Genomic DNA, 26652 nt, shown 5'->3' with positions numbered 1-26652 from the left:
AAGCCGCCTCGGACCAAGACCAAACGGCGAATAACGCGGAGCGTTATTCGCCCTACGCCCGCCCCGGAATTTCCTGTTGGTGGCAAAGGCGCGCGGGATTATTCACATCCGTTCTTGCGTATCTCTTTCAAATGCGAACGCATTTCATATAAATTTCCGCTTTTGCCCACCCCGGATCGGGGTGAACTTCTGTCAGCAGGTGAGCACAGCCATGCACCCGTCCGGATTCCCGCCGTTCCAGCCCGAGGTACGCCCATGAGCAGCAAGGGCCGCTTCGGCGCGCAGCTCAGCGCGCGCATCCTGGCAGCGTTGTTCGGCGGCTATGCCCTGGCCTACACCAGCACCGCCTTCCTCAGCGTCTACCTGCCGCTGGCCCGCGCCGACCGCGTGGCCTTCGCCAGCCTGGGCTGCTTCATGGTCTGGGTCGTGGCCATCCTCTACGTGTTCGCCGCCCGCAGCACCTGGCGCGCCTGCCTGGTGCCGCTGGCGCTGAGCGCGCTGCTGGCGCTGGCCGCGTTCCTGCCCCACGATTTCGGAGTCCGCCCATGAGCCTGCGCCAGTCGATGTCCGGGCTGCACACCTGGAGCGGCCTGCTGGTCAGCTGGTTGCTGTTCGTGGTGGTCTTCTCCGGCAGCCTGTCGTGCTTCGACGCGGAGCTGACGCGCTGGATGCTGCCGCAACTGCACGAGGCGGCGCAGCCGACGGTGGGTGTGGACCAGGTCCATGCAGTGCTGGCCGAGCGCGCGCCCAAGGCCCATGCCTACTGGATGCTGCCGCCCAGCGAGCGCGCGCCGTACTGGACCGCCGGCTGGGTGCCCAGCGACCTCAGTGAGTTCCAGTCCTTCCTGATCGACGCCCAGACCGGCGAGGAACTGCCGAAGACCGTCGGTGGGCGCTTCTTCTTTGACCTGCACTACGGCCTGCACGCCGGCACCCTGGGCATCTACATCGTCGGCGTGGCCGGGATGTTCATGCTGGTGGCGATGGTCAGCGGGGTGATCGTCCACCGGCGCATCTTCAAGGACTTCTTCACCCTGCGGCCGAAGGCGGCTCGCCAGCGCGCCTGGCTCGACGCGCACAACGTGCTGGGAGTGGTCGGCCTGCCGTTCCACGTGCTGCTGGCCTACACTGGGCTAGTGATCTTCATCACCCTGTACATGCAGGCCGGCATCAAGGTCGCCTACAAGGGCGATTTCGAGCGCTTCGAACACGAGGTACAACACGCCTTCGACCGCGAGGAGCTGGGCCGCCCGGCCAAGCCGCCGAAGCCGATCTCGCGCATGGTCGAGCGCGCCCACGAGCTGTGGGGCGACGACAGCCGGCTGGGCTGGATCAACCTCGAACACCCCAACGACGCCTCTTCCATGGTGCAGATCCGCCGGGCCGTGGACCGCGGCATGGTCAACGACCAGCGCACCGTGTCCTTCGATGCCGGAACCGGTGCGCTGCTGCACGTGCAGCCGCCCTACGGCAACGGCTACAAGACCTACGCCTGGCTGACCGGACTGCACATGGCGCAGTTCGGCGGCACCCTGGTGCGCATCCTCTACCTGCTGCTGGGCCTGGCCGGCTGCGCGATGATCTTCGGCGGCCTGCAGGTCTGGGTGGCCAAGCGCGAAGCCCGCGGCAGCCGCGGCCTGGGCCTGGTGCGCACGCTCAACGCCGCGGTCTGCGGCGGCCTGCCGCTGGCCAGCCTGGGCCTGCTGGCGGCCTCGCGCCTGTTGCCGGTGGAACTGCTCCAGCGCCAGCGCTGGGAAGCCGGCACTTTCGTGGTGGTCTGGCTGCTGGCGCTGCTGCACGCGGCATGGCGCCAGGGCAGCGGCCGCACCGCCCGCGAGCAGGCGCTGGTCGCCGCCGTGCTGGCCCTCGGCCTGCCGCTGCTGGGGCTGTTCGGTCCCGAGCCGGGCCGCCTGACCAGCAGCCTGGCCCGCGGCGACTGGATGCTCGCCGGCGTCGACCTGGCCCTGCTGCTCAGCGGCGCGCTGTGCGCCGCCCTGGCCTGGCGCCTGGGCCGCCCGCCGGCGCCCGCAACCAAGGCGCGCCGCCGTGAGCGCGTGGAAGGGGAGTACGCCTGATGCTGCTGGTCTTCGGTCTCAACCTGCTGGCGATGACCGCCGCCTGCCTGGGCCTCGCCCGCCACCACCGCGAGCTGTTCGGCAGCGCGCCCAGCGAAGGCCGCGTGCGCCTGCTGCGCGGCGTGGCGCTGGTGGACGGCGGCCTGGCGCTGGCCTACTGCATCCACCTGCTGGGCATCGAGCTGGGCCTGGTCTACTGGGCCTGCCTGCTGATGCTCGCCACCACCACCCTGGTGGCCCTGCTGGCCTGGCTGCCGCGCCTGACGCTGCCGGCGGCGGCGGGGGTGCCGCTGGTGGGCGGGGTGTTGGCGGTGTTGGGGTGATTGCTGGGGGGGATGGGCTTTTCGTAGGAGCGAGCTTGCTCGCGAATGGGGCCTCCCGGTTACTCGGATGCCTGGGCTTGGCTCCGCTCCCTCTCCCTAACCCTCTCCCTGAAGGGAGAGGGGACCGTTGGGCAGGGTTTGATGTTATGGCGTTAGCCGGCAATCTCGGCAGTTTCCGGTAGGAACCATCACCTTTCTCGGCACGGACAGCCCCCTCTCCCTTCAGGGAGAGGGTTGGGGAGAGGGGACGGAGTTCATCCAAACACCAATAACGCCAGGATGAGCCCCATTCGCGAGCAAGAACTAGGCGTCCCCCTCGCTCCTACAAAAAGCCCCGTCGCTCAGCCGTTGAACGCCGCGCGGTATTCCCCCGGCGTAGCCCCCAGCGCCGCGCGGAAGCGGTTGCCGAAGTGGCTGGCGCTGGAGAAGCCGCAGGCCAGGGCTATCTCGCTCAGCGCCAGGCTGCCCTGGCGCAGCAGTTCGCAGGCGCGGGCCAGGCGCCGGGCCAGCACGTACTGGTGCGGCGGCATGCCGAAGCTTTCGCGGAACATGCGCGCGAAGTGGTATTCCGAAAGCGCCGCCAGAGTCGCCAGCTCGCCCAGGCTGAGCGGTTCGGCGAGGTTCTGCTCGATGTAGTCGCACAGCCGCCGGCGCAGGGCCGGGGCCAGGCCGCCCTTCAGGCGCAGGCCGTCGCGGCGGCCGACCTGGGTGAGCAGGGCGTGGTCGACGATGGCCTGGGCCAGGCTGCTGGTGTGCAGGCGCTCGCCCGGCTCGTTCCAGTCCAGTTGCACCAGCTGGCGGAAGCGCGCGGACTGCTGCGGGTCGTCGAGGAAGGTGTGTTCGCGCAGGCGCAGCTCGCGCGGTTCGCGGTCGAGCAGTTGCACGCAGCCCAGGGCGAAGCGTTCCGGGCTGAAGTACAGGTGCGCCAGGCGGATGTCGCCGTTGACGATCCACGAGGCTTCCTCGCCGGCCGGCATGATGCACAGCTTGTCCGGCGCGCCCTTGGCGCCGGGGGCGCCGCGGCGGAAGGTGCCGGTGCCGCCGGCCAGGTAGCAGGACAGCGTGTGGTGGTCGGGGCTGAGGTAGTCGCGGGCGTCGTGGCGGTTGCTCCACATGGCCGCGGACAGGCCGTCGCCCAGCTCGGCGCAACGCTCCAGGCGGGCGTTGGGCGAACTGTTCATGGACTGGAAGACCTGCAGTTGTTCGATGGCGGACATGGGGCGACTCCTTCAGGCTTCCACTCTACCTGCGCCCGCGCGCGTTGCCAGCCCGGTTGTCGCAATAAGCGCAAGAATCTGCAAGCGGCGCCCGGGCGCGCGGGCGGACACTGGCCTCCCATGACTGGAGGTCGTCCATGAACCTGTCGCTCTACCTGCTCACCGTGCTCATCTGGGGCACCACCTGGATCGCCATCAAATTGCAGGTGGGGGTGGTGGCCATCCCGCTGTCCATCGCCTACCGTTTCGCCCTGGCGGCGCTGGTGCTGTTCGTCATCCTCCTGCTCAGCCGCCGCCTGCAGCCGCTGGGCCGGCGTGGCCAGGCGCTGTGCCTGGCCCAGGGCCTGTGCCTGTTCTGCGTGAACTTCCTGTGCTTCTACACCGCCAGCCAGTGGATCCCCAGCGGGCTGATCGCCGTAGTGTTCTCCACCGCCACCCTGTGGAACGCGCTGAATGCGCGCATCTTCTTCGGCCAGCGCATCGCCGCCAACGTCGCTGGCGGCGGCGCCCTGGGGCTGCTCGGCCTGGCCCTGCTGTTCTGGCCGGAGCTGACCGGCCACGCCGCCAGCCGCGAGACCTTCTACGGCCTGGGCCTGGCCCTGCTGGGCACGCTGTGCTTCTCCGCCGGCAACCTGCTCTCCAGCCTGCAGCAGAAGGCCGGTCTGCGGCCGCTGAGCACCAACGCCTGGGGCATGCTCTATGGCGCGCTGATCCTGCTGGCGATCTGCCTGGTGCAGGGCGTGCCCTTCACCTTCGACAGCAGCGCGCGCTACGTCGGTTCGCTGTTGTACCTGGCGATCCCCGGCTCGGTGATCGGCTTCACCGCCTACCTGACCCTGGTCGGGCGCATGGGGCCGGAGCGCGCGGCCTACTGCACCGTGCTGTTCCCGGTGGTGGCGCTGAACGTCTCGGCGTTCATGGAGGGCTACCAGTGGAGCGCGCCGGCCCTGGCCGGGCTGGCGCTGGTGATGGCCGGCAACGTGCTGGTGTTTCGCAAGCCGAAGCCGGTTGCGGTGGGGGAGGTGGCGCGGGCGTGATTTACGTCGGTGCAGGGGGGCGGCGAATCCAATCGCGGACGGGGCGCACGGCTTCTCGTAGGAGCGAGCTTGCTCGCGAACGGGCCCCGCAGCGGAGTCTGTTCGCGAGCAAGCTCGCTCCTACGAAGAGCATCCCGGCGTGGCCTGTAGGAGCGGACTTCGTCCGCGATCAGCCCTTCCACACCTGCGGGTTGACCAGGTTCTTCGGCCGCTCGCCGCGCAGCGCCGTCTCGAAATTCTCCAGGGCGCATTCGGCCATGGCCAGGCGCGTTTCGTGGGTGGCCGAGCCGATGTGCGGCAGGGTCACCGCGTTGGGCAGGGCGAACAGCGGCGATTCGGCCAGGGGTTCCTTCTCGTACACGTCCAGGCCGGCGGCGAGGATGCGTTTTTCCTGCAGCGCCTCGACCAGCGCCGCTTCGTCGATCACCTGGCCGCGGGCGATGTTGACCAGGATGGCGCTGGGCTTCATCAGCTCCAGCTCGCGCTTGCCGATCAGCTTGCGGGTGGCGTCGGACAGCGGCACCACCACGCAGACGAAGTCGGCCTCGCCAAGCAGTTCGTCGAAGCCGCAGTAGCGCGCGCCCAGTTCCTGCTCCAGCTCCGGCTTGCGGTTGTTGCCGTGGTAGAGCACGTCCATGTTGAAGCCGAAGCGGCCGCGGCGGGCGATGGCCGCGCCGATGCGGCCCAGGCCGAGGATGCCGAGCTTCTTGCCGTGCACGTCGACGCCGAACAGCGGCGCGTCCACGGTGCGCTTCCACTGCCCGGCCTTGGTCCAGGCGTCCAGCTCGGCGGTGCGTCGGGCGGTGGCCATGATCAGGGCGAAGCCGAGGTCGGCGGTGGTTTCGGTGAGCACGTCCGGGGTGTTGGTCAGGGCGATGCCGCGCTGGTTCAGGTAGGCCAGGTCGTAGTTGTCGTAGCCCACCGAGACGCTGGAGATGACTTCCAGCTGCCCGGCCTGGGCCAACTGCTTCTCGCCCAGCGGGCGGCCGACGCCGATCATGCCGTGGGCCTGGGGCAGGGCGGCGGCGAACTGGGCGTCGACGTCACCCAGTTTCGGGTCGAGCACGGTGACGTTGAATTGCGCGCGCAGGCGGTCGAGGTGTTCGGGCGCCAGGCGGCTGAAGACGAAGACGTTCTTTTTCATGGTGGGGAAGGCAACGACTGACAGACGGGAGCGCAACCCTAGCATCCCCGCCACCGCCCTTGGCAAGCCCGGCGGCCCAGGCGGCGAGGATGCGGGGCGGTTATCGCGCGGCCAAAGCCGCAGCCGCGCGGGCGCGGGCTAGGCCAGGTGCGGGCGGGCCATGCCGGCCTCGTCGGCCTGCAGCACGCCGGGCAGGTTCTCGCGCAGGTAGCCGACCCAGGTCTTGATCTTGGCGTCCAGGTACTGCCGCGACGGGTACAGGGCGTAGACGTTGAGCAGCTGTAGCTTGTGGTGCGGCAGCACGCGCACCAGCGAGCCGTCCTCCAGGCCTTCCAGCGCCGAGTAGACCGGCAGCGCGCCTATGCCCATGCCGCAGCGGATGGCCTCGGTCATGGCGTCGCCGACGTTGACCTGGAAGGTCGGCGGGCCGACGGTGATCATTTCCTGGCCGTTGGGGCCGTCGAACAGCCACTTGTCCAGGGCCAGCACCGGGCTGACCAGGCGCATGCAGTCGTGGTTGACCAGGTCGCTGGGGGTGCGCGGCGCGCCGCGGGCCTCTATGTAGGAGGGCGAGGCGCAGAGGATGCTGTAGGTCTCGCCGATGCGCTGCGACACCAGGCCGGAGTCGGGCAGCTCGGTGGCGACCACGATGGCCACGTCGAAGCCTTCGTCGAGCAGGTCGGGCACGCGGTTGGCCATGGTCAGTTCGAAGCTGACTTCCGGGTGCTGCTGGCGGTAGCCGGCGATGGCGCGGATGACGTAGTGCTGGCCGATGCCGGTCATCGAGTGCACGCGCAGGCGCCCGGCGGGGCGGGCATGGGCGTCGCCGGCCTCGGCTTCGGCCTCCTCGACGTAGGCGAGGATCTGCTCGCAGCGCAGCAGGTAGCGCTGGCCCGCCTCGGTCAGCGCGATGCGCCGGGTGGTGCGGTTGAGCAGGCGCGCGCGCAGGTGGGTTTCCAGGTTGGCCACGGCGCGCGAGACGTAGGCGGTGGTGGTGCCCAACTGCTGGGCCGCGGCGGTGAAGCTGCCGGTCTCGGCCACGCAGACGAACGCGCGCATGGTTTGCAGAGTGTCCATTCGGAGCCCTCGGGAACGACAGGGTGGCTTATTGTCACATGAGACATCCGACCGCATTATTTCATTATCGGTAATAAAGATTCACAAATTGGCCGTCTTATCCGTTTCGCCGCGTCTCCCTAGAATTTACTCGCCCGAATGGTTTCTTCGGCATCCTCTACGCTTAAACAGCAAGTTCACCCTCCAGGACCCTCATCCGTGTCGCGTCACCTCGTGAAAGGACTGGCGTTCGTCGGCTCCTTTGTCGTTTTCTCAACAATCGCCGGTTGCATCAGTACCCATGGCATCGCCCCGCAGGAACAGCGCCTGGGCAATGACCAGCTGGCCACCGACGCCGCCATCCAGTCCGCCAACCGCGATGCGAAGTGGCCGGCCGAGCAGTGGTGGCGCGCCTTTGGCGACCCGCAGTTGAACACCTGGGTGCAAACCGCCCTGGACAACAGCCCGAGCCTTTCCGAGGCCGAGGCGCGGGTGCGCATGGCGCTGTCGATGGCCGGGGTGGCCGAGTCCGCCGAGTCGCCGCAGGTCAGCGCGGATGCTTCCATCCTGCGCCACAAGTGGCCCACCGACTATTTCTACGGCCCGGGCGACCTGGCCGATACCACCAGCTGGAACAACAACGCTTCCCTGGGCTTCTCCTACAACCTCGACCTCTGGGGCCGCGAGCGCAGCAACACCGAGCGCTACATGAACGTGGCCTACATGACCGCCGCCGAGGCGCGCATGGCCCAGCTGGAGCTGGAGAGCAACCTCGTCCGCGCCTACATCCAGATGTCGCTGCAGTACGCCGAGCTGGACATCGCCGAGGCCATGCTCGAACAGCAGCAACAGATTCTCTCCCTGGCCCAGCGCCGCCTGGCCGGGGGCCTGGGCACCCAGTTCGAGGTCAGCGAGGCCGAGGTGCCGCTGCCGGAGACCAAGCGCAAGATCGACGCCATCGAGGAAGCCATCGCCCTGTCGCGCAACCAGATCGCCGCCCTGGCCGGCAAGGGCCCGGGCGCCGGCGCCGCGCTGGGACGGCCGAAGCTGGCCCTGGCGAAGCAGCCGGGGCTGCCCAGCGCGCTGCCGCTGGAGCTGGTCGGCCGCCGTCCGGACGTGGTCGCCATGCGCTGGAAGGTCGCCGCCCAGGCCAAGGGCGTGGATGTGGCCCGCGCCGAGTTCTATCCCAACGTCGACCTGATCGCCAGCCTGGGCTACAGCGCCGTCGGTGGCGGCATGCTGGAGTTCATCACCGCGCGCAAGTTCACCTACAGCGCGGGCCCGGCGATTTCCCTGCCGATCTTCGACGGCGGCCGCCGCCGCGCCCAGCTGGGCCAGGAGTCGGCCGGCTACGACGCCGCCGTGGCGCAGTACAACCAGACCCTGGTGCAGGCGCTCAAGGGCGTTTCCGACCAGTTGATCCGCACCCATTCGATGGAGAAGCAGCAGACCCTCGCCGAGCAGGCGGTGGCCTCGGCGCAGAAGACCTACGACATCGCCACCAAGGCCTACCGCGGCGGCCTGACCGACTACCTCAACGTGCTCAACGCCCAGACCCGTCTGTTCCAGCAGCAACTGACCCTGCAGCAGGTGCAGGCCGCGCGCCTGGAAACCCACGCCGGCCTGGTGGTGGCCCTGGGTGGCGGCCTGATGGCGCCCAAGGACGCGCCGGGCGAGCACAGGATGGTCCCCGAGACCGTCTCCGTGCGGCCGCTGAGCGAGCGCTGAGATGGCCAGCAGCCAAGCCCTGCAAACCCGCTCGCCGCTGGAGGAGGTGCGCCGCGCCTTCTTCGAGTGGGCGCGCAGCGACGGCGTGACCTGGGTCTACGTCGCCAAGGTGCTGACCGCCGCCATGCTCACCCTGTGGCTGGCCATGCGCCTGGAGCTGCCGCAGCCGAGCACCGCGACCATCACCGTGTTCATCGTGATGCAGCCGCAGAGCGGCCAGGTGTTCGCCAAGAGCTTCTACCGCATCCTCGGCTCCCTGGTCGGGCTGACGGTGATGGTGGCGCTGATCGCCGTGTTCGCCCAGGAGCGGGTGCTGTTCCTGCTGGTGGTGGCGCTGTGGGTCGGCGCCTGCACCGCCGGCGCCGCGCGCTACCGCGACTTCCGTTCCTACGCCTGCGTGCTGGCCGGCTACACCGCGACGCTGATCGGCCTGCCGGCCACCCTGCACCCGGAAGCCGCCTTCATGTCGGCGGTGTGGCGGGTGCTGGAGATCAGCCTGGGCATCCTCTGCTCGACCGTGGTCAGCGCCGTGGTGCTGCCGCAGACTTCCGCCGCGGCCATGCGCAACGCCCTGTACCAGCGCTTCGGCGCCTTCGCCTGGTTCGTCCTCGACAACCTCGGTGGCGGCCAGCGCCAGCGCTTCGAGGCGGCCAACGTCAACTTCGTGTCCCAGGCCGTGGGCCTGGAGGCGCTGCGCAGCGCGACGCGCTTCGAAGACCCGCACATGCGCCTGCGCAGCGGCCGCCTGGCGCGCCTGAACAACGAGTTCATGGTCCTGACCACCCGCTACCACGCCCTGCACCAGTTGCTCGAACGCCTGCGCAGCCAGGGCGGCGAGCGCGTGCTGCAGGCCCTGGAGCCGTGCCTGGACGAGCTGCGCGAAGTGCTCGGGCCGTGGAAGGGCAAGCCGCTGCTGGACCGCGACGCCGCGGCCCTGGCCGAGCAGCTGGAAATGCGCCGCCAGCGCCTGATGCAGCGCATCCGCGAGGCCCGCGCCGCGGTGCGCGAACAGGTCGAGGAGGTCGGCGAGCGCCTGGACTTCAACACCGCCGCCGAGCTGCTCTACCGCCTGGTGGCCGACCTGCACAACTACGCCCTGACCCACGCCTCCCTGGCCGACCACCACCACGAGCGGGAGAACTGGAAGTTTGGCTTCTCGCCCAAGGCCAACCTGGTCGGCTCGCTGGTCGCCGGGGCGCGCACCACCCTCATGATCCTGGTGTTCGGCCTGTTCTGGATCGAGACCGCCTGGCCCAGCGGCAGCACCTTCGTGCTCAACGCCGCGGCCGTGGCGGCGCTGGTCTCGGCCGTGCCGGACCCGGCCAAGCTGGCCATGCAGATGGCCGTGGGCACCTTCTTCGCGGCCATCCTGGGCTTCGCCGAGACCTTCTTCGTGTTCCCCCACCTGGACGGCTTCCCGCTGCTGTGCGTGGCGCTGGCGCCGGTGTTCGCCCTGGGCGCCTTCCTCTCGGTGAAGCCGGCCTACGGCGGCTACGGCCTGGGCCTGCTGGTGTTCTTCAGCTTCGGCGCCATCCCGGCCAACATGACCGTCTACGACGCCGGGCGCATGCTCAACGAGTACATCGCTCTGGTGCTGTCGCAGAGCTGCGCGGCGCTGGTGGTGGCGGTGCTGCTGCCGCCCACCAGCGCCTGGCTGTGGCGGCGCCTGGAGAAGGACCTGCGCATGCGCGTGGTCGAGGCCATCAGCGGCAAGAGCGCGGGGCTGGAGGCCACCTTCGAGAGCCGCACCCGCGACCTGATGAACCAGGCCTACGGCGTCGCCGCGCGGCGCCCGGACGTGCAGCGCGGCCTGCTGCGCTGGATGTTCCTGGTGCTGGAGGTGGGCCACGCCATCATCGAGCTGCGCAACGAACAGGCGCGCCTGCCGGACGAGCCCTGCTACGCCGAGGCCATGCCCTGGCGCCAGGCCATCCGCAGCATGGGCCGCGCGCTGATCCGCCTGTTCGTGCAGCCGGGCGAGGCCAACCGCGAACGCGCCCTGGCCGCCGTGGAACATGCCATCCTCACCACCAAGGCCACCGAGGAGCCGTGCGCGCCGGACTTCGAGAGTTCGCCCCTGCGCCGGGTGGTCAGCTACCTGCACTTCATCCGCACCACGCTGCTCGACCCGCAGTCGCCGCTGCGTGATGCCAGCCAAGGAACCGCCAGCCATGCTGCTTGACGACCTGCCGCGGGAAATCGCTTTCCACGGCGTCTACATGCCGACCCTCACCGCGCTCTTCGTGGTCGCGGCGGTGATCTGCTGGGGCATCGACCGCGTCTTCGCCTCCATCGGCCTGTACCGCTTCACCTGGCACCCGGCGCTGTTCCGCGTGTGTCTGTTCGCCTGCCTGTTCGGCGGCCTGTCCCTGACCGTCTACCGATAACGAGCCAGTTACCCATGACCTTGAAATCCGTCTTCAGCCTGCTGGCGACTCTGATCATCCTGGTGATCGCCGTGTTCATCGGCCGCACCCTCTGGGTGAACTACATGGACACCCCCTGGACCCGCGACGGCCGCGTGCGCGCCGACATCATCAACGTCGCCCCGGACGTTTCCGGCGTGGTGGTCGACGTGCCGGTGCGCGACAACCAGCAGGTGAAGAAGGGCGACCTGCTGATGCAGATCGACCCCGACCACTACCGCATCGCCGTGAAGCAGGCCGAGGCCCAGGTCGCCTCGCGCCTGGCCACCCTGAAGATGCGCCAGCTCAACGCCAAGCGCCGCGCCGCCATGGACAACGAAGTGGTGTCCCGCGAGAGCCTGGACGACGCCAGCAACACCGCCGCCGCCGCCGAGGCCGACTACCAGCAGGCCCAGGCCGCGCTGGACGCGGCCAAGCTGAACCTGGAGCGCACCCAGGTGCGCGCCTCGGTGGACGGCTACGTGACCAACCTCAACGTGCACCGTGGCGACTACGCCCGCGCCGGCGAGGCGAAGATGGCGCTGGTCGACGAGAACTCCTACTGGGTCTACGGCTACTTCGAGGAAACCAAGCTGCCGCACATCGCCGTGGGCGACCCGGCCGAGCTGCAACTGATGAGCGGCCAGCGCCTGAAGGGCCACGTGGAAAGCATCGCCCGCGCCATCTACGACCGCGACAACCCGGAAAGCCGCGAGCTGGTCGCCGACGTCAACCCGACCTTCAACTGGGTGCGCCTGGCCCAGCGTGTGCCGGTGCGCATCCACATCGACGAAGTGCCGGAAGGCGTGCTGCTGGCGGCGGGCATCACCACCACGGTGATCGTCAACCCGGGCAGCCAGGACGCGACGGCGCAGTGAGCGCAATGCGCGTCAGGTAAAAAACGGGGGCTTCGGCCCCCGTTCGTTTTTTCCGGCGGAGGCCCTGTAGGAGCGGGCCCTGCCCGCGATTTCGCGCGCAGGGCGCGAATGGGAATGGCGTGGGTGGGGCAGCGTAGGAGCGGATCTTATCCGCGAACCGCGCCGGGACGTCCGGCTATCGCGGACAAGGTCCGCTCCTACGAGGGAGGAATACCGTGTTTCCCGGCAACCTGTAGGAGCGGGCCCTGCCCGCGATTCGCGCGCAGGGCGCGCCCTACATGGAATGGCGTGGGTGGGGCAGCGTAGGAGCGGATCTTATCCGCGAACCGCGCCGGGACGTCCGGCTATCGCGGACAAGGTCCGCTCCTACGAGGAAGGAATACCGTGTTTCCCGGCAGGCCCTGCCCGCGATTTCGCGCGCAGGGCGCGCTCCTACAATGGGAATGGCGTGGGTGGGGCAGCGTAGGAGCGGATCTTATCCGCGAACCGCGCCGGGACGTCCGGCCATCGCGGACAAGGTCCGCTCCTACAGGGGGAGGAATACCGTATTTCCCAGCAACCTGTAGGCGCGGGCCCTGCCCGCGATTCGCGCGCAGGGCGCGCTCCTACAATGGGAATGGCGTGGGTGGGCACAGCTTCTCGTAGGAGCGAGCTTGCTCGCGAACAAACGCGGTGCCATGCGGTTCGCGAGCAAGCTCGCTCCTACGAAGATATGAAGAGCGTTTCGGCGCTGATCCAACCGCCTCAGCGCTTGGCCAGGGTAGCGCCGCGCCCCAGGTTCTGCGCCTTGGCCACGCTGCAGCTGGCGCCGGCGAGGAATTGCGAGTTGCTCAGCCATTCCTGCTGCGGGTAGTAGGCGAACACGTAGCTGCCTTTCTGCAGGGTGTCGATCAGCTTCTGCGCCACCTGCGGGCGCACCGCCGGGCAGCCCTGGCTGCGGCCCAGGCGGCCGAGGCCGGGGACCACCTTGGGATCGGCGTAGGCTGCCGCGTGCATGACGATGGCGCGTTCTTCGCTGTTGTCGTTGAAGCCCGGTTCCAGGCCCAGCAGGCGCAGCGAGCGGCCGTGCTTGCCGCGGTAGGTCTGGCCGGTCTGGTACAGGCCGATGGACGACTGGTAGCTGTTGGGACGGTTGGAGAACGAAGTGGCGAGGTCGTCACCGCTGTTCTTGCCGTGGGCCACCCACTCCTCGAACAGCAGCTTGCGCCGCTGCAGGTCGAACACCCACAGGCGCTTGTCGCGCGAGGCCTTGGAGTAGTCGATGACGGTCAGCAACTCGTCGCGCCCGCCCAGTTGCGCGGCGTTGGCGCACTGGTAGGCGCTGAGCGCCAGGCGCAGGGCCTGCAGGTTGGTGGCCGGGGCCAGGCGGTGGAGTTCCTCGGCGCTGGGCAGCGCCGCTTGGGCGAGGCTGCTGCCGAGCGCGTAGAGCGCGCCCACGGCGAGCAGCGGCCGGAGTTTCCCCCAGACGGTGGATATGGACGGCATGGCGCCGTTCCCCCTTTGTCACTTCCTAAGGTCTGTTTTTGATTGCGCATGCAAGTGCGCGAAATTGGTGGGATTCTCGCCTATTTTTTGATCGATGCCGGTACCGCTTGTCGGTCGTTGGTGGTGATCACCGTGAAGTCCGGGTTGCTGCGCGTCTCGCGGCTGGACGGCAGGTCGGTGATGACCAGGGTGCTGCCGACGTCCATGGCCAGCAGCAGCGAGTGCAGGAAGTGCGCGTCCATGCTGAACTGGCCGAGCTGTTCGGCGGGCGTCAGGCCGGCCTGCGGGTTGCTCACTTGCACCGCGCTCCAGCGCAGGTTCGGGCTGGGGCTGGCCAACTGTTCGGGGCTGGGCCGCTCCAGCAGCGAGAAGGCCGCCACGCCGGTGCGCGCGCCGGGGTTGTCGAGGGCCACCGGGGCGCTGCCGATCTGGGTGCCGCCGCGGTACACGTAGGCGCGGCGGTCGGCGCGGCTGATCAGCACCGAGATCGGCCCGAGGGTTTCGCCCGGGTCGCTCCAGTAGGGTTCCACCGCCGGGCTGGCCGGGCCGCTGGCCTTGCCTTCGCTGACCTGCGGGGCGAGCAGGCCGGGGTGGTAGACCTCCACCGGCGAGCTCTTGGCGTCGGAGATGATCACCGTGGTGTTGCTGAAGCCGGTGACCTCGTAGAGCTTCTTGGCGAAGGCCATGGGCAGGCGGATGCAGCCGTGGGAGGCGGGGTAGCCGGGCAGGTTGCCGGCGTGCAGGGCGATGCCGTCCCAGGTCAGGCGCTGCATGTAGGGCATGGGCGCGCTGTCGTACAGGTCGGAGTGGTACTCCACCTTCTTCTGCAGGATGGTGAACACGCCCGTGGGGGTTTCCTTGCCGCGCTTGCCGGTGCTGACCGTGGCCACGCCGATGGCGATGCCGTTGCGGTACACGTAGGCGCGCTGTTCGGTGAGGCTGACCACCACCGTGACCGGGCCCTGCGGGGAAATCTCCGGGTACCAGAGGAACTGCCCGGGCTTGAGCTTCTTCAGCGCCGCCTGCAGGTCGTTGAGCGGCGAGGCGTGGCCGGAGTTGGCCTCGGCGGGGAGGACGACCAGGCTGAACAGCAGCAGGACGAAAGACAGGATCTTCATCGTATTCCTTCGAGGCGCGGGCGTCCTCGCAGCTTAGTCGGGGCCGAGCCGCCCCTGCAATCCGCGATGCCGGACGGCAGGCCTCAGTCCAGCGCGGCCAGCTCGGCGGCGCTCAGGGCGCGGTACTGGCCCGGTGCCAGCTGCGGGTCCAGGGCCAGGCCGCCCATGCGTTCGCGGTGCAGGCGGGTGACCTTGTTCTGGAAGTGCCCGAACATGCGCTTGACCTGGTGGTAGCGGCCTTCGTGGAGAGTCAGGCGCGCCGCGCGCGGGGCGAGGATCTCCAGCTGCGCGGGGAGGGTGGTGAGGTCCTCGTAGCGGAAGTACAGGCCGCGGGCGAAGACTTCGGCGTAGTGGGCCTCGATCGGCTGCTCGGTCTCCACGTAGTAGACCTTGGGCAGCTTGCGCCCGGGCAGGGTCATGCGCCGCGACCACTGGCCGTCGTTGGTGATCAGCAGCAGCCCGGTGGTGTTGAAGTCCAGCCGCCCGCCGATGTGCAGCTCGTGCTTGTCCGGTTCGTCGAGCAGGTCGAGCACGGTACGGTGTTCCGGGTCCCGGGTGGCGCTGACGCAACCGGCGGGCTTGTGCAGCATGAAGTAGCGCGCCGGGCGGCCGGCCTGCAGCACCTCGCCGTCCAGCTCCACGCGGCTGAACTCGCGCACCTCGTGGCGGCCGTCGCGGACTACCTCGCCGTCCACCTTCAGGCGTCCGGCAGCCAGCAGCAGGCGCGCATCCTGGCGGCTGAAGCGGGGCAGGTTGGTGAGGAAGCGGTCCAGGCGCATCAGGCGGATTCGTCGTCGGGCGGCAGGCTCTGCGCGCAGCGCGGGCACAGGCAGGCGCGGTCGAGCAGGTGTGAGGGGACGCGGGCCAGGGCGGCGGGGTCGATGCGCGTCTGGAAGCACCAGCAGAGCGTCCCGTCGGCGTCCGGGTCGGCCTGGCTGCAGCTGTTGCGCTGGCCGCAGAGGGGGCAACGGGTGGGATCGGGGGTGTCGGTCATGGTGCGGGTCGGTGCTTTGCTGGAGCACAGGGTGCAGCGGGTGGCGCTGGGGTGCAAGGGGAATCGGATGCTTGGGGGGTGTGAATGGGGTTTGCTGGGGGTGGAGGTGTTGGGGTTAAGAGCGCCCTCACCCCAACCCTCTCCCGCAAGCGGGAGAGGGGGCTGTTCGGAGTCGCCGGAAACTCCAGAGTCATCCTGAAGCAACTCACCTCACCCCGTCATTCCCGCGAATGCGGGAATCCAGTGACGGGCGGTTCGCGAGCAAGCTCGCTCCTACGAAAAGCAAAAGCAAAAGCAAAAGCAAAAGCAAAAGCGCGTTTGCTCTTGGACTTCCAGAGAAATAGCCGAGCGCACCGGAGTGCCCCTTCAGAAGGCCGAGCGAAACCCGCGCTCAGGAGGTCATGCGACATGGATGTCGCGAGAGCCCCGCGGGCTACAGGGACGTACCCTCGGGGCGGGCCTCCGTGGCGGGGGAGTTCGTGAGGGTAGCCCGACTCTGTCGGGCCCGTATGCGGGGCAAGCCTTTTTGGTTCCTTTTTGCGGGGGTGGCCTTCCACCGTTTGACAAAAGGGACTCGCCCGAGGGGGCGAAACAAAAAATCTCCGCAGACTCGGTGCGGCGCGTTACACCCAAACAAGACGTCTCTGGGTTCCCGCGTTCGCGGGAATGACGGGGGGGGGGGGGAGGTTGGGTGCGAGGGACCAAGCCCCGCAAGCAAGCAAATCCATACCCCCATCCCAAATGAAAAATGCCGTTTCTCCCAGGGGAAGAAACGGCATTCCTTTGAAAGCCCCACCGTACCGGCCAGGGCTTTCCTCACGCCGAAAGGCTTAGGCTTGAACGACCGGAATCTTGGCGTTCGCAGCAGCTTCCTTGAACTCGGCGATCTGGTCGAAGCTCAGGTAGCGGTAGATATCGGCAGACATGCTGTCGATATCCTTCGCGTAGGCCATGTACTCCTCGACGGTCGGCAGCTTGCCGATGATCGAAGCCACAGCGGCCAGCTCCGCCGACGCCAGGAACACGTCGGTGGAATCGCCCAGGCGGTTCGGGAAGTTACGGGTGGAGGTGGAGACCACGGTGGAACCGGTCTGTACGCGCGCCTGGTTGCCCATGCACAGCGAGCAGCCCGGCATTTCCATGCGCGCGCCAGCCTTGCCGTAGATGCCGTAGTAGCCTTCCTCGGTCAGCTGGTGGGCGTCCATCTTGGTCGGCGGGGCCAGCCACAGACGGGTCGGAATGCCGCCCTTGACCTTGTCCAGCAGCTTGCCGGCGGCGCGGAAGTGACCGATGTTGGTCATGCACGAACCGATGAACACCTCGTCGATCTTGCGGCCTTGCACGCTGGACAGCAGGCGGGCGTCGTCCGGATCGTTCGGGGCGCAGAGCACCGGCTCTTTGACGTCGGCCAGGTCGATCTCGATGACCGCGGCGTATTCGGCGTCCTTGTCGGCTTCCAGCAGTTGCGGGTTGGCCAGCCAGGCTTCCATCGCTTTGGCGCGGCGCTCCAGGGTGCGGGCGTCGCCGTAGCCTTCGCCGATCATCCAGCGCAGCAGGGTGATGTTCGACTTCAGGTATTCGGCGATGGCCTCTTCCGGCAGCTTGATGGTGCAACCGGCGGCGGAACGTTCGGCCGAGGCGTCGGACAGCTCGAAGGCTTGCTCGACGGTCAGGTCGTTCAGGCCTTCGATCTCGAGGATGCGGCCGGAGAAGATGTTCTTCTTGCCTTTCTTCTCGACGGTCAGCAGGCCGGCCTGGATGGCGTAGTAGGGGATGGCATGGACCAGGTCACGCAGGGTGATGCCCGGTTGCAGCTTGCCCTTGAAGCGCACCAGTACCGATTCGGGCATGTCCAGCGGCATGACGCCAGTGGCAGCGGCGAAGGCCACCAGGCCGGAACCGGCCGGGAAGCTGATGCCGATCGGGAAGCGGGTGTGCGAGTCGCCGCCGGTGCCGACGGTGTCGGGCAGCAGCATGCGGTTCAGCCAGCTGTGGATGATGCCGTCGCCCGGACGCAGGGACACGCCGCCGCGGGTCATGATGAAGTCCGGCAGGGTGTGGTGGGTCTTGACGTCGATCGGCTTCGGATAGGCCGCGGTGTGGCAGAAGGACTGCATCACCAGGTCGGCGGAGAAGCCCAGGCAGGCCAGGTCCTTCAGCTCGTCGCGGGTCATCGGGCCGGTGGTGTCCTGGGAACCGACGGTGGTCATCTTCGGTTCGCAGTAGGTGCCCGGACGCACGCCCTTGCCTTCCGGCAGGCCGCAGGCGCGACCGACCATCTTCTGCGCCAGGGTGAAGCCCTTGCCGGTGTCGGCGGGGGATTCCGGCTTCTTGAACAGGTCGGACGGGGCCAGGCCCAGTTCGGCGCGCGCCTTCTCGGTCAGGCCACGGCCGACGATCAGCGGGATACGGCCGCCGGCGCGGACTTCGTCCAGCAGCACGGGGGTCTTCAGCTCGAAGGTGGTGACCACTTCGCCGCTGTCGTGGCGGGTGACCTTGCCTTCGTACGGGTACACGTCGATGACGTCGCCCATGGCCAGGTTGGTGCAGTCGAACTCGATCGGCAGGGCGCCGGCGTCTTCCATGGTGTTGTAGAAGATCGGGGCGATCTTGGTGCCGAAGCAGAAGCCGCCAGCGCGCTTGTTCGGCACGTAGGGGATGTCGTCGCCGAAGAACCACAGCACCGAGTTGGTGGCGGATTTACGCGAGGAGCCGGTGCCGACCACGTCGCCGACGTAGGCGACCGGGAAGCCCTTGGCCTTGACCGCTTCGATCTGCTTCAGCGGGCCGACGGAGCCCGGCTGGACCGGCTCGATGCCGTCGCGGGCCATCTTCAGCATGGCCAGGGCGTGCAGCGGGATGTCCGGGCGCGACCAGGCGTCGGGCGCCGGGGACAGGTCGTCGGTGTTGGTTTCGCCGGGCACCTTGAACACGGTCAGGGTGATCTTCTCGGCCAGTGCCGGACGGGCCTGGAACCACTCGCCGTCGGCCCAGGATTGCAGCACGGCCTTGGCGGCGGCGTTGCCTTTCTTGGCGCGTTCGGAAACGTCGTGGAAGGCGTCGAACATCAGCAGGGTGTGCTTCAGTTGCGCGGCGGCGACTTCGGCCAGTTCGGCGTCGTCGAGGGCTTCGACCAGAGTGGCGATGTTGTAGCCGCCCTGCATGGTGCCGAGCAGTTCGAGGGCGCGCTTGCGGTCGATCAGCGGCGAAGCGGCTTCGCCCTTGACCACGGCGGACAGGTAGCCGGCCTTGACGTAGGCAGCTTCGTCGACGCCCGGCGGGACGCGGTTGGTGATCAGGTCGAGGAGGAATTCTTCTTCGCCGGCCGGCGGGTTTTTCAGGAGTTCGACCAGACCTGCGGTCTGTTCGGCGTTCAGCGGCTGGGGCACGATACCCTGGGCGGCACGCTCTTCTACGTGTTTGCGGTAGGCTTCAAGCACAGTATTTCCCTCATCAGTGGTCCCGTGGGACGCGTATCCAGGAGACCTCACCGATCCATTCGTCAGGCATGGTGGACGGTAATCCACGGACCTACGACGGCACCGGCAGCCTCCAGACAGAAGCTGTTTTCAAAGTTTTACGCCGGAGGGCCTGGGACGAGGGGGACTGGGCGCTTGAGGGAGGCGCCCAGGCCGCGAGGCCGCCGGAATCTGTGCTTCGTGACGCTTTGAAAACAGCTTCGAACGGGCATTGCGCCTTGTGAAAGGCGGGCCGATTCTACTGGAATTCATTGCTGAAAGTAAGCGCCATTGCGCCGATGCGGAAGGTGATCTTGCCTAGACAAAGGGCTAAGATGACGCCCGTCCCCCGTTGTCCCGAAGCCGTTCCGCCATGTCCTCCCAGCGCATCAAGACCCCCTGTGTCGGCCTCTGTTCCACCGTCTACGGCGACCTCGTGTGCCGCGGCTGCAAGCGCTTCCATCACGAGGTGGTGAACTGGAACCTGTACGGCGAGGAGGAGAAGCGCGCGGTGTGGAAGCGCCTGGAAGTGCTGCTGGTGCAGGTGATGGTGGCCAAGCTGGAGGTGTTCGATGCGCCGCGCCTGCGCGCCCAGCTGGAGCAGCGGCAGGTCCGCTTCGTCCCCGAGCAGTCGCCGTACTGCTGGGCCTACCAGCTGATCGCCCGCGGCTCGCGGCTGATCCAGAACCTCGATGCCTACGGCGTGGCCCTGCTGCCGGAGTTCCGCGAGCGGCCGCTGCCGGAGCTGCGCGACGCCATCGACCGAGAGTTCTTCCTGCTTTCCGAGGCCCACTACGACCGCTACATCGCCCCGCGCTTCCTCCGCGAGGGCATGGACCTGCGCGTCTGAACCGGCGCCCGCTGAGCGGGCGCCGTTCGTCGGCTCAGCGCCGCGCCTGCTTCAGCGTCTCGGCGATGAGGAAGGCCAGCTCCAGCGACTGGTCGGCGTTCAGCCGCGGGTCGCAGTGGGTGTGGTAGCGGTCGCTGAGCCCGGCCTCGGTGATCGGCCGCGCGCCGCCGATGCACTCGGTGACGTTCTGCCCGGTCATCTCGATGTGGATGCCGCCGGCGTGGCTGCCCTCGGCCTTGTGCACCTCGAAGAACTGCCGCACCTCGGCGAGGATGCGCGCGAAGTCGCGGGTCTTGTAGCCGCTGGAGGCCTTGATGGTGTTGCCGTGCATCGGGTCGCAGCTCCACAGCACCTGGCGGCCTTCGCGCTGCACGGTGCGGATCAGCCGCGGCAGGCCGTCGCCGACCTTGTCGGCGCCCATGCGCACGATCAGGTTGAGGCGGCCGGGGTCGTTGTCCGGGTTGAGGATGTCGATCAGGCGCAGCAGCTCCTCGTCGCCCATGCTCGGCCCGACCTTGACGCCGATGGGGTTGCCCACCCCGCGCAGCATCTCGACATGGGCGCCGTCCAGCTGGCGGGTGCGGTCGCCGATCCAGAGCATGTGCGCCGAGCAGTCGTACCAGCCGCCGGTCAGGCTGTCGCGGCGGATGAAGGCTTCCTCGTAGTTCAGCAGCAGCGCCTCGTGGGCGGTGAAGAAGCTCACCTCGCGCAGTTGCGGGGCCGTGTCCAGGCCGCAGGCGCGCATGAAGGCGAGGGTTTCGTCGATGCGCCCGGCGAGCTGGCTGTATTTTTCCGCCAGGGCCGAGTTGGCGATGAAGTCGAGGTTCCACTGGTGCACTTCGTGGAGGTCGGCGAAGCCGCCCTGGGCGAAGGCGCGCAGCAGGTTGAGGGTGGCGGTGGACTGGTGGTAGGCCTGCAGCAGGCGCTGCGGGTCCGGCACGCGGTTGGCCTCGTCGAAGCCGATGCCGTTGACGATGTCGCCGCGGTAGGCCGGCAGGGTCAGGTCGCCCACGGTTTCCTCGCCGGAGGAGCGCGGCTTGGCGAACTGCCCGGCCATGCGCCCGACCTTCACCACCGGGCAGCCGGCGGCGAAGGTCATCACCACCGCCATCTGCAGCAGCACCTTGAAGGTGTCGCGGATTTTCGCCGCGGAGAATTCGGCGAAGCTCTCGGCGCAGTCGCCGCCCTGCAGCAGGAAGGCGCGCCCGGCGGTGACCTCGGCGAACTGCCGGCGCAACTCGCGGGCCTCGCCGGCGAACACCAGCGGCGGATAGCTGGCGAGGCTCTGCTCGACCTGCTGCAGGCGCGCGGCGTCGGGGTAGACGGGTTGCTGCTGGATGGGGCGGCTTCTCCAGCTGTCGGGGCTCCAGGTCTGGCTCATCGGGGGCTCGCGGGGCAATGGCGGATAGTCGCCCATGGTAACACCGGGCGGGGCCACCTTCAGCGCGGCGGGGCTGGTATCCTTCGCCTTCCATGAGCCCGCGGCCGTCGCCGTCCTTGCCCTGCGGAGAGCCCGCGTGTACCAGAGCCTGCCTTCCAATACCCTTCCGCATCGCCGGCCGCGCGCTGGCGCCCGTTGCCGTGGCCGGGGGCGCCGGGCATGAGCGAGGACCTGCTGATAGCCGAGGAGCGCGACGCCTACGGGGTGATCCGCGTGGTGGAGCAGGGCGGCTACCGCTACCTGGAGTTCGGCGAGGAGGTGGAGCAGAGCTGCGTGCGCATCGGCGATCCGGCCTGGCTGGAGTACGACTATTCCCGCGCCATGCTGCTGGGCGCGCTGTGCCATCCCGCGCCGCGCCGCGCGCTGTTCCTCGGCTTCGGCGCCGGCAGCCTGACCCAGGCCTGCCTGAAGCACCTGGCGCTGGACGAGGCGGAGGCCGTCGAGCTGCGCCCGGCGATTCCGCGCCTGGCCCGCGAGCACCTGGGCCTGGTGGACGAGCCGCGCCTGCGGTTGCGCATCGGCGACGCGGTGGAGGAGCTGGGCAACTGCGAGCCGGCCGACCTGATCTTCCTCGATCTCTATACCGACACCGGACCCGCGCCGGCGCACCTGGGCTGGGACTTCCTCGGCGCCTGCCGCGACAAGCTGCGCCCCGGCGGCTGGCTGATCATCAACCAGTGGAGCACCGACGACGGCCGGCCGCTGGGCGCGGCCCTGCTGCGCGGGCGCTTCCACCGCCACTACCTGGAATGCCCGGTGCCGGAGGGCAACGTGATCGTCTTCGTGCCCGCCGACGTCGAGCAGAGCCTGGAGCCGCGCGGGCTGAAAAAGCGCGCCAAGGCCCTGCAGGGCGACCTGGGCTATGACCTGGGCGTCTACATCGACGCGCTGCGCCCCGCGCAGTAGCGGCGGGGCGCCCGCTCAGGGGAGCTGGTAGCTGAGCGTCAGGTTGAGCCGCGGGCTGCGCTCGTCGTTGTCGATGGCGCGGTCGGCGAACGGTTTGGCCACTTCCATTCCCAGCACGTACTGCTTGCGGTTGGAGAAGCGCACCCCGACGGCGCCGGAGCCGAGCTTGGCGCCGGGCTGGCCGTTGGCGTTGTAGTGGGTGCGCGCGCCGTCCACCACCAGGTAGGGCTGCAGCTGGTTCATCCACTTGTTCTGCCAGAGGAACGAGTAGTTCACCTCGTAGGAGGCGCCCCAGCCCTTGTCGCCGGTGGCCTGGTCGTCCGGGTAGCCGCGGCCGAAGTTGGCGCCGCCGTAGGTGATCTGCTCGGAGTCCGGCAGGCTGTCGTGGGCCCACTGGAAGCTGACGTTGGCCACGCCCTGCATGCGTTCGCCGAACTGGTTCTGCTGGGCGCCGAAGCCGAGCACGCGGGTGAAGTCCTTCTTCGCCGGCGCGGTGCTCTGCGCGTCGAAGGCGTTCAGGCCCTTGTAGACGGCCAGGCTGCCGGCGCGTGCCTGCTTCTCGGCGAACTGCTGGACCAGGGTGTCGACGCCCACCACGCGCAACTTGCTGCGCAGCTTCACGCTGTAGGGCGTGGCCGGCGCCAGCAGGTCGTAGCGGCTGCTGTCGTCGACCGTGTAGGCGCGCAGGTTGACGTCCCAGGTGAGGTTGCGGCGCAGCAGCACGGGGATGCCCAGGCCGGCGCTGACCCGTTCGTTCTCGCGCTTGCGCGCGTACTGCAGCGGGCCGATCACCACGCGGTCTTCCAGGCTGGCGTTGTAGTGGCTGTAGCCGGCCATCAGTTGCAGGCCGTTGTCGCCCAGCAACTGGCTGTAGTTCCAGGCGCGGTAGTGCTCCTTGTCGTCGCCGGGCGGGTAGAGGTAGCTGAACTGCAGTTGTTCGCCGCGGCCCAGCAGCGAGGCCAGGGTGGCGTTGAACAGCCCGCGCGGGTTGCCGTGGCGCGAGTCGAAGTCGGCGCCGGTGGTGACCATCTCGTGCCTGCCGAGCATCTCCAGCACGGCGCCGCCATCGGTGGTGGTCGGCGGGTTGAGGACCATGTCCATCTGCAGGCCGGGAACCCGGCTCATCAGCACGCTGAAGCGCTCGAAGCTGGCGCGGCTCAGCGGCCGCTCGGCCTTCAGGCGCTCGATCCAGCGCGCCACGCGGGCCTGGTGCACGCCCAGGTCGCCGGCGCTGCGCACCTCGCTCAGGTGGCCCTCGATCAGCATGATGCGCCCGACGCCGCCGCGGAAATCCTGGTTGGGCACGTAGGCGAAGGAAATGACGAAGCCGTCGTCCTGGTAGCGCCGGGTGATGGCCTTGGCCGCCGCCACCAGTTCGCCGATCTTGATCTCGCGGCGGGTCAGCGGCTCCAGCAGGGGCTTCCAGGTGGCGATGGGGTAGTGGCCGCCGCCGGCGACTTCGATGCGCCGCAGGCGGATGCGCCGTTCGAGCAACTGCTGCGGCTGCGCGGCCGCCGGGGTGCTGACCCGCGGCGCCTGCGGGCGCACGTCGCCGCCGGGCAGGTTGGGCCTGGGCAGGCTCTGTTCGATGTCGGAACCGGGCAGTTGGATGGGGCGGTCGGCCCAGGCGAGGGGGCTGGCTAACAACAGCGTTACTACGGTCAGCTTGCGCATGGCTTCTCCCTGAAGCCGTTAAATGAAAGGGCGAAGGGCCGTTGCCGATCCTTCGCCGTTCGCTTTGGCGGGCTTGCCGTCAGTTTCCGGACTTGCCGCCCAGGCTGCCGGTCACGCCGCCCAGCAGGCCACCCACGGTGCCCAGGGTGCCGCCGAGCAGGCCGCCGTTGCTGGCCAGGCCGTTGCTGCCGACGCTGCTGGTGACGCCGCCCAGGGTGCCGGTGACGCCGGAGAGCAGGCCACCGACCGGGCTGCTGCCACCAGTGACGCCGCCCAGGGTGCCGGTGACGCCGGAGAGCAGGCCGCTGACCGGGCTGCTGCCGCCGGTGACGCCGCCCAGGGTGCCGGTGACGCCGGAGAGCAGGCCGCTGACCGGACTGCTGCCGCCGGTGACGCCGCCCAGGGTGCCGGTGACGCCGGAGAGCAGACCACCGACCGGGTTGCTGCTACCGGTAGCGCCGCTCAGGGTGCCGGTAACGCCGGAGAGCAGGCCGCCGACCGGGTTGCTGCTGCCGGTAGCGCCGCCCAGGGCGCCGGTGACGCCCGAGAGCAGCCCGCCGATCGGGTTGCTGGGGCTGCTGCCGGCCGGTGCGTTGACCAGGCCGCCCGTCGCGCTCACGGCTTCGCCGACGTTGGTCACGACGCTGCCCACCGGTGCGAGGACCGGCGTGGCGCTGCCGAGCTGGGTGCCGACCTGGCCCACCAGGCCGCCGACCGTGGTCACCAGGTTGTTCACCGGCGCGCCCAGGCCGGTGGTGGCGCCGACCTGCTGGGTCACGCCCTCGACCTGGCCGACCAGGCCGGCGGTGGTGGCGCTGAGCTGCTTGGTCAGCGGGCTGAGCGGGCCGCTGGTGACGGCGCCGCTGAGGGAGTCGCCGAGCATGCTGATCTGCCCGCCGACGCCATCGACCACGCCGCCCAGGGTGGCGGTCACCGGTTTCAGCGGGGTGTTGGCGCCCACCGCGGCGACGGTTCCGCCCAGGTCGCTGACCGCGTTGCCGACGCTGCTCACCGTGCCGGTGGCGCCGGCGACCGTGGTGCCCAGGGCATTGGGATTGCTGCCGAGCTGGCCGATGCCGTTGGTGATACCGCTGCCCAGGCTGTTCACGCCCTGGCCGACGTCCTGGATGACGTTGCCGGCGCCTTCGCTCACGCCGCTGCCGACCACCGGCAGGTCAATGCCCTTGACCACGCCGCCGACGCCATTGACGGTGTTGCCCAGGGCGCTGACCGCTTCGCCGGTGTTGCTGAGAATGGTGCTGGTGGTGCTGGAGGTGGTGCTGCCGCCGTTGTTGCCGCCATCACCGCCATTGTTGCCGCCATTGCCGCCGTCGCCACCGCTGCCGCCAGTACCGCCGGAACCGCTGCCATCGCCACCGCTACCCGAGCCACCGTCGCCGGCGCCCTGGCCGGAACCGTTTCCGGAGCTGGCGACACTGCTGTGATGGCCGCCCTTGCTGCTGCACCCTTGCAGCGACATGGCAACGACCAGAAGAGACAATGCGAATACACGAATGGGACCAGACATCTTGTTGGGCTCCTCCCTGACGGGCTCTGGTGTTTCAGGGGAAGCCTCGATCCGCCAGCGGGAAGAGCGCCTCTCCTGATTTCCGGCACAGTCTTCGTGCTTTGTCGGGAGGGCGAAATTGCCTCTTGTAGATAGTCGTTTGGTCGTTTTCGCCCTGGCGATTCACCGGTGCTTTCAAGGCGATTGGCGGCCTTCGCGGGGCGATTTAATACTTTCGATATAGCGCTTTGCCGGGGTGCGGCGAAGGCGCGCGCGGGCGTCGTCGCGAAGGGCGGGGCGGGGCGCCGGGGCTAGCTGCCGGAGAAGTTGCCTTCGCGTCTTTCCAGCAGCGACTGCAAGCCTTCGCGGGCATCCTCGCTGGCCAGCAGGGTCTTGAATTGTTGCGGCAACTCGCGGATGGCCTGCGCCGTTCCCTGTTCCTGGGCGCGCCGCGCCGAGGCCAGGGTGGCGCGCACGGCCAGGGGCGCCCGGCGGGCGATGCGCGCGGCCAGCTTCAGGGCTTCGGGCAGCAGTTCTTCCGGCGGGTGGATTTCCTGCACCAGGCCCAGGCGCCAGGCTTCGTGGGCATCGAACTCGTCGCCGCTGAGCAGCCAGCGCATGGCGTTGCCCCAGCCGGCCACCTGCGGCAGGCGCAGGGTGGCGCCGCCCAGGGGCAGCAGGCCGCGGCGCACTTCCATCTGGGCGAAGCGGGCGGTGCTGGCGCACAGGCAGATGTCCGCCGCCAGCATCAGCTCGATGCCGATGGTGTAGCAGTAGCCCTGCACGGCGACCATCAGCGGCTTGCTCAGCCGCGGCCCGCCGAGGGTGCCCCAGGGGTCGACGGCGCCGGCTGGCAACTGCCAGCCGTCGTGCAGGCGCTGGCTGACGTCGGCCAGGTCGAGGCCGGCGCTGAAGTGCTCGCCGTGGGCGACGAGCAGTGCGCAACGCAGGTCGTCGTCGCGCTCGTAGTCGCCCAGGGCCAGCATCAGTTCGTCGAGCATGCGCTGGTCGAAGGCGTTGCGCTTCTGCGGCCGGTTGAGGCCCAGCAGCAGGAGGTGGCCGCGGCGCGTGACGGTGACGCGGGGTTCGCTGGTAGGGTTCACGGCGCGTGCTCCTGGCAGGTGGCCCTGCTCGGTATAGACGGCGGGTGGCCGGTTGTGCAAGTCTTGACCGTTCGGCCAGCGGTAGTGGAAAAGCCGCACATCGGCGGCGTTTTTCCGGTATGATGCGCGCCGGCCTATCACGGCCCCGTTCGGGACCGCACCCTTCGGCGCTTCGCGCTCCGTCTGTGCTACCGCTTCCGCGGACTTCCTTGACGTATTCTTCCAACAGTTCAGTTCGCAAATCCCCGCTTCC

General features: G+C 68.8%; 22 protein-coding genes. 10 read left to right on the top strand and 12 right to left on the bottom strand.

Going from position 1 to position 26652, the window contains the following annotated elements; genetic code table 11:
- Window positions 1–255: 255 nt before the first annotated feature.
- Genes M8R19_RS04715 through M8R19_RS04705 form a run of 3 tightly spaced genes read left to right on the top strand, consistent with a single transcriptional unit; the run spans window position 256 to window position 2398 of the window.
- Entirely contained in the window at window positions 256–549 is a 294-nt protein-coding gene (locus tag M8R19_RS04715) for a DUF3649 domain-containing protein (protein WP_009619068.1), read from the top strand.
- Window positions 546–2075, top strand: a complete 1530-nt coding sequence (locus M8R19_RS04710; protein ID WP_249917167.1) for a PepSY-associated TM helix domain-containing protein — start codon at window positions 546–548, stop codon at window positions 2073–2075. Before M8R19_RS04715 ends, M8R19_RS04710 begins: the two co-directional genes overlap by 4 nt.
- Window positions 2075–2398 carry a DUF3325 domain-containing protein gene (locus tag M8R19_RS04705; protein ID WP_074981049.1) on the top strand — a complete coding sequence of 108 codons (324 nt, stop codon included), beginning with the start codon at window positions 2075–2077 and terminating at the stop codon, window positions 2396–2398. Before M8R19_RS04710 ends, M8R19_RS04705 begins: the two co-directional genes overlap by 1 nt.
- A gap of 341 nt (window positions 2399–2739) precedes the next feature.
- Here M8R19_RS04705 and M8R19_RS04700 read toward each other — a convergent pair whose 3' ends face one another.
- A complete protein-coding gene (locus M8R19_RS04700; protein WP_249917166.1) occupies window positions 2740–3615 on the bottom strand; it encodes a helix-turn-helix domain-containing protein in 876 nt (291 codons plus the stop codon).
- A 137-nt stretch (window positions 3616–3752) separates the two neighbouring features.
- Between M8R19_RS04700 and M8R19_RS04695 the strand changes: the two genes are divergently transcribed.
- Window positions 3753–4652: a DMT family transporter gene (locus tag M8R19_RS04695; RefSeq protein ID WP_249917165.1), complete on the top strand. Its 900-nt coding sequence runs from the start codon at window positions 3753–3755 to the stop codon at window positions 4650–4652.
- 169 nt (window positions 4653–4821) lie between these two features.
- Here M8R19_RS04695 and M8R19_RS04690 read toward each other — a convergent pair whose 3' ends face one another.
- Complete coding sequence (locus tag M8R19_RS04690; RefSeq protein WP_116423762.1) at window positions 4822–5796, bottom strand: 2-hydroxyacid dehydrogenase; 975 nt, start codon at window positions 5794–5796, stop codon at window positions 4822–4824.
- 138 nt (window positions 5797–5934) lie between these two features.
- A complete protein-coding gene (locus M8R19_RS04685; protein ID WP_074981041.1) occupies window positions 5935–6873 on the bottom strand; it encodes a LysR family transcriptional regulator in 939 nt (312 codons plus the stop codon).
- A gap of 198 nt (window positions 6874–7071) precedes the next feature.
- Between M8R19_RS04685 and M8R19_RS04680 the strand changes: the two genes are divergently transcribed.
- Genes M8R19_RS04680 through M8R19_RS04665 form a run of 4 tightly spaced genes read left to right on the top strand, consistent with a single transcriptional unit; the run spans window position 7072 to window position 11863 of the window.
- On the top strand, window positions 7072–8580 hold the full coding sequence (locus tag M8R19_RS04680; RefSeq protein WP_407072376.1) for an efflux transporter outer membrane subunit: 1509 nt from the start codon (window positions 7072–7074) through the stop codon (window positions 8578–8580).
- A gap of 1 nt (window position 8581) precedes the next feature.
- On the top strand, window positions 8582–10762 hold the full coding sequence (locus tag M8R19_RS04675) for an FUSC family protein (RefSeq protein WP_249917164.1): 2181 nt from the start codon (window positions 8582–8584) through the stop codon (window positions 10760–10762).
- Window positions 10763–10766: 4 nt separating this feature from the next.
- On the top strand, window positions 10767–10967 hold the full coding sequence (locus tag M8R19_RS04670; protein ID WP_116423862.1) for a DUF1656 domain-containing protein: 201 nt from the start codon (window positions 10767–10769) through the stop codon (window positions 10965–10967).
- 14 nt (window positions 10968–10981) lie between these two features.
- On the top strand, window positions 10982–11863 hold the full coding sequence (locus tag M8R19_RS04665; RefSeq protein ID WP_116423766.1) for an efflux RND transporter periplasmic adaptor subunit: 882 nt from the start codon (window positions 10982–10984) through the stop codon (window positions 11861–11863).
- Between the two features lie 744 nt (window positions 11864–12607).
- Here the strand turns inward: M8R19_RS04665 and M8R19_RS04660 are convergent.
- The 5 genes from M8R19_RS04660 to acnB form a co-directional block, all read right to left on the bottom strand.
- Entirely contained in the window at window positions 12608–13348 is a 741-nt protein-coding gene (locus tag M8R19_RS04660) for a murein L,D-transpeptidase catalytic domain family protein (protein WP_074981035.1), read from the bottom strand.
- Between the two features lie 80 nt (window positions 13349–13428).
- Entirely contained in the window at window positions 13429–14466 is a 1038-nt protein-coding gene (locus tag M8R19_RS04655) for a L,D-transpeptidase (RefSeq protein ID WP_116423767.1), read from the bottom strand.
- 83 nt (window positions 14467–14549) lie between these two features.
- Entirely contained in the window at window positions 14550–15245 is a 696-nt protein-coding gene (locus M8R19_RS04650) for a pseudouridine synthase (RefSeq protein WP_249917163.1), read from the bottom strand.
- On the bottom strand, window positions 15245–15460 hold the full coding sequence (locus M8R19_RS04645; RefSeq protein ID WP_116423769.1) for a cysteine-rich CWC family protein: 216 nt from the start codon (window positions 15458–15460) through the stop codon (window positions 15245–15247). The genes M8R19_RS04650 and M8R19_RS04645 overlap by 1 nt, the downstream gene beginning before the upstream one ends.
- An 830-nt stretch (window positions 15461–16290) precedes the next feature.
- Window positions 16291–18900 carry a bifunctional aconitate hydratase 2/2-methylisocitrate dehydratase gene (gene acnB / locus M8R19_RS04640; protein WP_116423770.1) on the bottom strand — a complete coding sequence of 870 codons (2610 nt, stop codon included), beginning with the start codon at window positions 18898–18900 and terminating at the stop codon, window positions 16291–16293.
- 391 nt (window positions 18901–19291) lie between these two features.
- Between acnB and M8R19_RS04635 the strand changes: the two genes are divergently transcribed.
- The gene (locus M8R19_RS04635) at window positions 19292–19768 is read left to right on the top strand and encodes a DUF1289 domain-containing protein (protein WP_116423771.1); all 477 of its coding nucleotides are present in this window, start codon (window positions 19292–19294) and stop codon (window positions 19766–19768) included.
- A 34-nt stretch (window positions 19769–19802) separates the two neighbouring features.
- Here the strand turns inward: M8R19_RS04635 and M8R19_RS04630 are convergent, their stop codons facing one another.
- The gene (locus M8R19_RS04630; protein WP_249917162.1) at window positions 19803–21149 is read right to left on the bottom strand and encodes a class II 3-deoxy-7-phosphoheptulonate synthase; all 1347 of its coding nucleotides are present in this window, start codon (window positions 21147–21149) and stop codon (window positions 19803–19805) included.
- A 219-nt stretch (window positions 21150–21368) separates the two neighbouring features.
- Between M8R19_RS04630 and M8R19_RS04625 the strand changes: the two genes are divergently transcribed.
- Window positions 21369–22115 carry a spermidine synthase gene (locus tag M8R19_RS04625; RefSeq protein WP_074981023.1) on the top strand — a complete coding sequence of 249 codons (747 nt, stop codon included), beginning with the start codon at window positions 21369–21371 and terminating at the stop codon, window positions 22113–22115.
- A 15-nt stretch (window positions 22116–22130) separates the two neighbouring features.
- On the opposite strand, the gene M8R19_RS04620 is transcribed toward M8R19_RS04625, so the two are convergent.
- The 3 genes from M8R19_RS04620 to M8R19_RS04610 form a co-directional block, all read right to left on the bottom strand.
- Window positions 22131–23789, bottom strand: coding sequence for a ShlB/FhaC/HecB family hemolysin secretion/activation protein (locus M8R19_RS04620; protein WP_249917161.1), 1659 nt, complete (start codon window positions 23787–23789; stop codon window positions 22131–22133).
- Between the two features lie 79 nt (window positions 23790–23868).
- Window positions 23869–25269, bottom strand: coding sequence for a collagen-like triple helix repeat-containing protein (locus M8R19_RS04615; RefSeq protein ID WP_249917160.1), 1401 nt, complete (start codon window positions 25267–25269; stop codon window positions 23869–23871).
- A gap of 338 nt (window positions 25270–25607) precedes the next feature.
- The gene (locus M8R19_RS04610; protein ID WP_249917159.1) at window positions 25608–26399 is read right to left on the bottom strand and encodes a crotonase/enoyl-CoA hydratase family protein; all 792 of its coding nucleotides are present in this window, start codon (window positions 26397–26399) and stop codon (window positions 25608–25610) included.
- Between the last annotated feature and the right edge of the window lie 253 nt (window positions 26400–26652).

The organism is Pseudomonas sp. R3.Fl, assembly GCF_023516765.1.
Lineage (GTDB): Bacteria > Pseudomonadota > Gammaproteobacteria > Pseudomonadales > Pseudomonadaceae > Pseudomonas > Pseudomonas citronellolis.
This window is presented reverse-complemented; position numbering and strand designations above follow the sequence as displayed.